The sequence below is a fragment of the Plasticicumulans lactativorans genome (genome assembly GCF_004341245.1).
GTDB classification, from domain to species: Bacteria; Pseudomonadota; Gammaproteobacteria; order Competibacterales; family Competibacteraceae; genus Plasticicumulans_A; species Plasticicumulans_A lactativorans.
Genome location: NZ_SLWY01000008.1, coordinates 199,834 through 207,559, shown reverse-complemented (window position 1 = coordinate 207,559; position 7,726 = coordinate 199,834). Strand labels below are relative to the sequence as shown.

Genomic DNA, 7,726 nt, shown 5'->3' with positions numbered 1-7,726 from the left:
CCCCCGAGGCCAGCTCGATCTCCACCTGCACGGTGGGGTTGCCGCGCGAATCCAGTATCTCGCGACCATGAATCGTCTTGATGGCGGACATGCGATGAACTCCTTTAAGTGGTTTTGGTTGCGCGTCTGCCGGGACGCGCGTCAGTTCAGGCTCAGCAGGGTCAAGCCGTTCATCTCGTCGGGCTGTGGCAGGCCCATCAGGTACAGCAGGGTCGGCGCGACGTCGCACAGCGAGCCCGACGGCGCCGGCACCGCGCTGCGCCCGGCGTGCGAGAGGTACACGAAGGGCACGACATTGTTGGTGTGGGCGGTGTTGGGCTGGCCGCTGCTGGCGTCCCACAGGCTCTCGATGTTGCCGTGGTCGGCGGTGATCAGCATCTCGCCGCCGACCTTGGCCAGCGCCGCGTCGAGCCGGCCGAGGCAGGTATCGATGGTCTCGACCGCCTTCACCGCGGCATCGTAGAGGCCGGTGTGGCCGACCATGTCGGGGTTGGCGTAGTTGACGACGATGAGGTCGTAGCGCCGGCCCTCGATCGCCGCGACCAGCTTGTCGGTGACCTCCGCGGCGCTCATCTCGGGCTGCAGGTCGTAGGTGGCGACCTTCGGCGACGGCACCAGGATGCGGTCCTCGCCGTCGAAGGGCTGCTCGCGCCCGCCGTTGAAGAAGAAGGTCACGTGCGCGTACTTCTCGGTCTCGGCGATGCGCAGCTGGCGCTTGCCGTGTCCGGCGAGCACCTCGCCGAGCACGTTGGTGAGGTCCTCGGGGGAGTAGGCCACCGGCGCCGGGATGCCCTTCTGGTACTGCGTCAGGCACACGTAGGCGGCGAGGTGCGGCGTGCGTGCGCGCGCGAAGCCGCTGAAGCCGGGCTCGACGAAGGCGCGGGTGATCTCGCGGGCACGGTCGGCGCGGTAGTTCATGAAGATCAGCGCGTCGCCGTCGGCCACCGGCGCCGCTGCGCCGATCACCGTCGCCTTGACGAACTCGTCGGTCTCGCCGCGCGCGTAGGCGGCGTCGAGGCCGGCCTGCGCGCTCGGCGCGTCGAATTCGGCCGCCGCGCCGGTGATCAGGTCGTAGGCGACCTGCACGCGCTCCCAGCGGTTGTCGCGGTCCAGCGCGTAGTAGCGCCCCACCAGCGAGGCGATGCGCGCCACACCGGTGGCGGCGCACACCGCCTCCATCGCCTGCAGCGACGCCGCCGCGCTCTTCGGCGGGGTGTCACGCCCGTCGAGGAAGGCGTGCACGTACACCCGCCGTGCGCCGCGCTGGGCGGCGAGCTTCACCATCGCCTGCAGGTGCTCCTCGTGGGCATGCACCCCGCCCGGCGACAGCAGCCCCATCACGTGCACCGCACCGTCGGTGTTGATGGCGGCGTCGACCGCATCGCACAGCACCGGGTTGCTGAAGAAATCACCGTGCTCGATGGCCAGCGAGATGCGCGTGAGCTCCTGGTAGACCACGCGCCCGGCACCGATGTTGGTGTGGCCAACCTCGGAATTGCCCATCTGGTCACCGGGCAGGCCGACGTGCAGCCCGGAGGTGTGGATCAGCGTGCGCGGGCAGCTCGACCACAGGCGGTCCCAGTTCGGGGTGTCGGCCCCGAGGATGGCATTGTTCGCGGGGTCTTCGCTGTAGCCCCAGCCATCGAGAATGGCCAGGACCAGGGGGGGCGAGGCGGTGGACATGATGGGCGTGCTCTCCTGGGGGCGTCGCTGGGGTTCCCGACTCAAACGCGCACGATGCGCAGCAGGTTGGTGGTGCCGGAGTTGCCGAAGGGCATGCCGGCGGTGACGACCAGGTAGTCACCGGCCTGGGCGAAGCCTTCGCGCAGCGCCACCGCGCCGGCCTCGGCCACCACCCGCTCGATGTCGGTGAAGGCGCCGTCGTTGCCGAGGTGCACCGGGTGGTTGCCCCACACCAGCGCCAGGCGCCGGGCGACGTTGGCGTCGGGCGTCAGGCTCAGGATCGGCGTCGCCGGGCGCTCGCGCGCCGCGCGCAGCGCGGTGCTGCCCGAGGTGGTGAAGGTCACGGTCGCCGCCGCGCCCAGCAGGTCGCCGGCCTGGCGCATCGCCCCGCAGATGGCGTCGGCCACCGCCGGTTCCGGCGCCGGACGGTTGGCGTCGATCACGGTGCGGTAGTAGGCGTCGCTTTCGACCTCGCGGATGATGTTGTTCATCATCGCCACCGCCTGCACCGGGTACTGGCCCGAGGCCGATTCGGCCGACAGCATCACCGCGTCGGCGCCGTCGTAGACCGCGGTGGCGACGTCGGAGGCTTCGGCGCGGGTCGGCACCGGCGCGGCCACCATCGATTCGAGCATCTGCGTGGCGACGATCACCGGCTTGCCGGTGCGCCGGCAGGCCCGCACGATGCGCTTCTGGATCGCCGGCACCTGTTCGGCGGGCATCTCCACGCCGAGGTCGCCGCGCGCCACCATCACCGCGTCGGTGCGCTCGACGATCGCCTCGAGGGCGTCGATCGCCGCCGGCTTCTCCAGCTTGGCGATGATCTTCTGCGGCCGCGCGCCGATCAGCTCGCGCAGTTCGTCGATGTCCTCGGGGCGCTGCACGAACGACAGCGCCACCCAGTCGACGCCGATCTCCAGCGCGTAGGCGAGGTCGCGGCGGTCCTTCTCGGTCAGCGGCGAGATCGGCAGCACCACCGAGGGCACGTTGACGCCCTTGCGGTTGGACACCGGGCCGCCCACCGTCACCCGCGTCTCGGCGAAGTCGGGGCCGCAGCTCTGCACTTCGAGCCAGACGCGGCCGTCGTCGATCAGCAGCTGCGCGCCCGGCTTGAGCGCGGCGAAGATCTCCGGGTGCGGCATCGGCGCGCGCACCGCGTCGCCGGGGGTGCTGGTGTCGAGGTCGAGGCGGAAGCTCTGGCCGGCTTCGAGCACGACCTTGCCTTCGGCGAACACGCCGAGGCGCAGCTTCGGGCCCTGCAGGTCGGCGAGCGTGGCGACCGGCCGGCCGACCTCGGCTTCCACCGCGCGGATGGTGTCGAGCCGCGCCTTGTGGTCGGCGTGGTCGCCGTGGCTGAAGTTGAGGCGGAACACGTCGGCGCCGGCCTCGACCAGCGCGCGGATGGTGGCGTGGTCGTTGCTCGCGGGGCCGAGCGTGGCGACGATCTTGGCGTTACGGTCTCTGCGCATGGCGGTCTCTGGTCTTTGCCCCCGCCGCGGCGGGGTCTGGCATCTCGGGAGGGCGGACCGCGCGGCGCGGTCCACCCCGACTCCCCGCCCGCGCGGGCGGGGACACAAGCTCTCGGCTCACCCCGCCACCCCCCGCGCCGCAGCCGGTCGCGGGCGGCGGCGGCACGGCATCAGAACACGAAGCGCGTGTTCACGAACTTGGACTTGTGATCGGTGACGATCGCGTCCAGCAGCTTGGTGTTCGCCGGCGTCTGCTTGGTGGCGACCATCGAGCGGATCGAGAACGAACGCAGCGCGTCGTGCACCGACAGCGTGCCCTCGGCCGAGTCCTTGCGCCCGGTGAACGGGAACACGTCGGGGCCGCGCTGGCACTGGCAGTTGATGTTGACGCGGCAGACCTGGTTGACCAGCGGGTCGACGAGGTGGCCGATCTGGTCGGGGCTGGAGCTGAACAGGCTGACCTGCTGGCCGTGATCGGAGGTGATCACGTACTCCAGCGCCTCCTCGACGTCCTCGAAGGCCACCACCGGGATCACCGGCCCGAACTGCTCCTCGCGGTAGAGCTTCATGCCTTCCTTGACCGGGAACACCAGCGCCGGGCGGAACAGCGAGCCGGCGCGCTCGCCGCCGCCCTTGTTCAGCACTCGTGCGCCCTTGGCGACGGCGTCGGCGACCAGCGAGGCCATGAAGTCGGCCTTGCCCTCGGGCAGCGGCGTGACCATCACGCCCGGCTCCCACGGCATGCCGATCTTGATCTTCGCCAGCTCCTCGCCGAAGCGGCGCAGGAAGGGGTCGACGATCGACTGGTGCACCAGCAGCATCTTCAGCGCGGTGCAGCGCTGGCCGTTGAACGACAGCGTGCCGAGCAGGCATTCCTTGACCGCCAGCTCGATGTCGGCGTCGGGCAGCACGATCGCCGCGTTCTTGGCGTCGAGCCCGAGCACCGCGCGCAGGCGGTTGCTCTTCGGGTGCATCTTCTTCATCTGGTCGGCGATCTTGCTCGACCCGATCAGCGTCAGCACGTTGATCTTGCCGGTCGCCATCACCCGCGGCACCACCACCGAGCCGCGCCCGTAGACGGTGTTGATCACGCCGCGCGGGAAGGCGCTGCGGAAGGCCTCGAGCAGCGGGTAGAACAGCAGCGTGCCGAAGCGCGGCGGCTTGAACAGCAGCGTGTTGCCCATGATCAGCGCCGGGATCAGGGTCGCGAAGGTCTCGTTCAGCGGGTAGTTGTACGGCCCCATGCACAGCACGACGCCGAGCGGCGCGCGGCGGATCTGTCCGATCGTGCCCTCGACCACGGTGAAGCGCGAGCAGTTGTTGTCGAGCTGCTTGAGCTCGGCGATCGTCGCGCGGATGTACTCGACGGTGCGGTCGAACTCCTTCTCGGAATCGGCGAAGCTCTTGCCGATCTCCCACATGATCAACTGCACGATCTGGCGCTTCTGCGCCAGCATCTGCCGCGTGAACTCCTCGACGCAGGCGATGCGCTCGGCCACCGACATCGTCGGCCACTCGCCGCGGCCCTGGTCGTAGGCGGCCACCGCCGCGGCGAGCGCGGCATCGGCCTCGGCCTCGGAGCTCTCGGGGTAGCTGCCGAGCACGACCGGTTCCAGCTCACCGTCGGCGTTGCGCACGCACACCGGCGAGCGCACGGTCTGCACCGCACCGGCCCAGGTGCGCAGCTCGCCGTCGACGAGGTAGGTGCGCTGGTGGATGGGGGCGAGCGGGCGGTACTCGTCGGGGATCTGGTCGGCGAGCGGGAAACGCTGCGCCAGTTCTGCGGCGTCGGTCATCGGGGTCTCCAGTGGCAGTCTTGTCGGGGGTACGGCGGGTCAGACGGTAGCGGCGCGGGCGAGCTGGGTGATGCCGTCCCAGTCGCCGGCCTCCACGAGCTGCTTCGGTGCCACCCACGAGCCGCCCACGCAGAGCACGTTCGGCAGCGCGAGGAAATCGCGGAAATTCTCCGGGGTCAGGCCGCCGGTCGGGCAGAACACGAGCTGCGGCAGCGGGCCGGCGAGTGCCTTGAGCATGCCGATGCCGCCCGCCTGCTGCGCCGGGAACAGCTTCAGCGCGGTGAAGCCGTACTCCATCGCGATCATCGCCTCGCTCGCGGTGGCCACGCCCGGCAGCAGCGGGATGCGGCTGGCGCGGGCCGCGGCGGCGAGCGACGAGGTCAGGCCCGGGCTGACCGCGAAGCGCGCGCCGGCGTCCTCGGCCTCGCGCAGCTGCTCCGGCGTGGTCACGGTGCCGACGCCGACGATGGCACCGGGCACCTCGGACATCGCGCGGATCGCCTCGATCGCGACCGGGGTGCGCAGGGTGATTTCGAGGACCGGCAGGCCGCCGGCGACCAGCGCGCGGGCGAGCGGGACGGCGTGGGCGAGCTCTTCGACGACGATCACCGGGATCACCGGCGCACTGCGCATGATGCTGCGAATATCCATGGTGGGCTCCTGGCGCCCCCGTCCGGGACGCGCGTGTCGTGTGGGTCGTTACAGTGAGATGCGGGCGCCAGGCGCCCGCGTCGGAAAGCTCATTGGCCGCCGAAGAAGATGCCGCCGCCGGATTCGGCCGGAGCCGCGAGCTGGCGGAAGCCGGCGAAGAGTTCGCGGCCCATGCCGTGCTCGCCCTCGGTGGAGTCGAAGCGGACGGGTTCGCGCGCTGCCCACTCGGCGGCGTCGACCAGGGCTGCGAGCGTGCCGGTGTTGCTGTCGAGGCGCACCACGTCGCCGTCGCGCAGCCGCGCCAGCGCCCCGCCGGCGACCGCCTCGGGCGAGACGTGGATCGCCGCCGGCACCTTGCCCGAGGCGCCGGACATGCGCCCGTCGGTCACCAGCGCGACCTTGAAACCCTTGTCCTGCAGCACCGTCAGCGACGGCGTCAGGTGGTGCAGCTCCGGCATGCCGTTGGCGCGCGGTCCCTGGAAGCGCACCACCACGATCACGTCGCGGTTGAGTTCGCCGGCCTTGAAGGCGTCGATCACCGCTTCCTGGCTCGCGAACACGCGCGCCGGTGCTTCGACCACGCGGTGCGCGTCGGCCACCGCCGAGGTCTTGATCACCGCGCGGCCGAGGTTGCCGGCGAGCAGCTTGAGGCCGCCGTCGGCGGCGAAGGGCTCGGCCACGCCGCGCAGCACCGAGGTGTCGCCGCTCGTCGCCGGCGCCGGGCGCCAGCCCAGGCGTTCGTCGCCGAGCCAGGGTTCCTCGGCGTAGTGGGCGAGGCCCTGGCCGGCGACGGTGAGCACGTCGTCGTGCACCAGGCCCGCGGAGATCAGCTCGCGCACCAGGAAGCCGAAGCCGCCGGCGGCGTGGAAGTGGTTCACGTCGGCCTTGCCGTTGGGGTAGATGCGCGTCAGCAGCGGGATCACATCCGACAGCTCGCTGAAGTCGGTCCAGTCGATCAGCACGCCGGCGGCGCGGGCGATCGCGACCAGGTGCATCGCGTGGTTGGTGGAGCCGCCGGTGGCGAGCAGGCCGACCAGGCCGTTGATGATCGTGCGCTCGTCGACCACGCGGCCGATCGGCGTGTACTCGTCGCCGAGCGCGGTGATCTGCGCCACGCGCCGCGCGGCCTGCTGCGTCAGCGCCTCGCGCAGCGGCGTGCCCGGGTTGACGAAGGCGCTGCCCGGCAGGTGCAGGCCCATCAGCTCCATCAGCATCTGGTTGCTGTTGGCGGTGCCGTAGAAGGTGCAGGTGCCGGGGCTGTGGTAGGACTTGGCCTCGGCCTCGAGCAGTTCGTCGCGCGACACCAGGCCTTGCGCGAAGCGCTTGCGCACCTCGGTCTTGGCGTCGTTGGACATGCCCGACACCATCGGCCCGGCGGGCACGAAGATCACCGGCAGGTGGCCGAAGCGCAGCGCGCCGATCAGGAGGCCGGGGACGATCTTGTCGCACACGCCGAGGCACAGCGCGGCGTCGAACATGTCGTGCGACAGCGCGATCGCCGTCGACAGCGCGATCACGTCGCGCGAGAACAGCGACAGCTCCATGCCCGGCTGGCCCTGCGTGACGCCGTCGCACATCGCCGGCACGCCGCCGGCGAACTGCGCCACCGCGCCGACCTCGCGCGCCGCGGCCTTGATCAGCGCGGGGTAGGTTTCGAGCGGCTGGTGCGCCGAGAGCATGTCGTTGTAGGCCGAGACGATGCCGATGTTGGCCTGCGGGCCGGAGCGCAGCGCCTGCTTGTCGCCGCTGGGGCAGGCGGCGAAGCCGTGCGCGAGGTTGGTACACGACAGGCGCTGACCGCGCTGGGGCCCCTTGCCGGCGGCGGCGTCACAGGCGGCGAGATAGTCGCTGCGCGTCGCCGCGCTGCGGGTGCGGATGCGCTCGGTGACGGCACGGACGCGCGGATCGAGGGGCATGGCGATCTCTCCATTTGGCGGGTGGGCAGAAATGTAGTACAACTACAAAAAAAGTCAAGCGGCTGTAGCGGTCCCCGCGACGCCGCACTTTAGAGCATGCCGCTGTTAATGGATTATTTCAGATCAATTTCATGGCATTACTGAAAATAATCTGTGCCGGGGGCTTCACAATTGCCTGTAGCTTGACTACAGTTCGCGCACCCACGGCCCA

Annotated in this window: 5 protein-coding genes; all 5 read right to left on the bottom strand. The window is 70.5% G+C overall.

The features are described from left to right. Positions 1-141 precede the first annotated feature (141 nt). Entirely contained in the window at positions 142-1,683 is a 1,542-nt protein-coding gene (gpmI, locus tag EV699_RS08770; protein WP_132541644.1) for a 2,3-bisphosphoglycerate-independent phosphoglycerate mutase, read from the bottom strand. Positions 1,684-1,724: 41 nt separating this feature from the next. Next, positions 1,725-3,152: a pyruvate kinase gene (gene pyk / locus EV699_RS08765; RefSeq protein ID WP_132541641.1), complete on the bottom strand. Its 1,428-nt coding sequence runs from the start codon at positions 3,150-3,152 to the stop codon at positions 1,725-1,727. A 170-nt stretch (positions 3,153-3,322) separates the two neighbouring features. Further along, the gene (locus tag EV699_RS08760; protein ID WP_132541638.1) at positions 3,323-4,948 is read right to left on the bottom strand and encodes an NADP-dependent glyceraldehyde-3-phosphate dehydrogenase; all 1,626 of its coding nucleotides are present in this window, start codon (positions 4,946-4,948) and stop codon (positions 3,323-3,325) included. A gap of 39 nt (positions 4,949-4,987) precedes the next feature. After that, positions 4,988-5,599 carry a bifunctional 4-hydroxy-2-oxoglutarate aldolase/2-dehydro-3-deoxy-phosphogluconate aldolase gene (locus EV699_RS08755; RefSeq protein WP_132541635.1) on the bottom strand — a complete coding sequence of 204 codons (612 nt, stop codon included), beginning with the start codon at positions 5,597-5,599 and terminating at the stop codon, positions 4,988-4,990. An 89-nt stretch (positions 5,600-5,688) separates the two neighbouring features. Next, complete coding sequence (gene edd / locus EV699_RS08750; protein WP_132541632.1) at positions 5,689-7,515, bottom strand: phosphogluconate dehydratase; 1,827 nt, start codon at positions 7,513-7,515, stop codon at positions 5,689-5,691. Positions 7,516-7,726 lie beyond the last annotated feature (211 nt).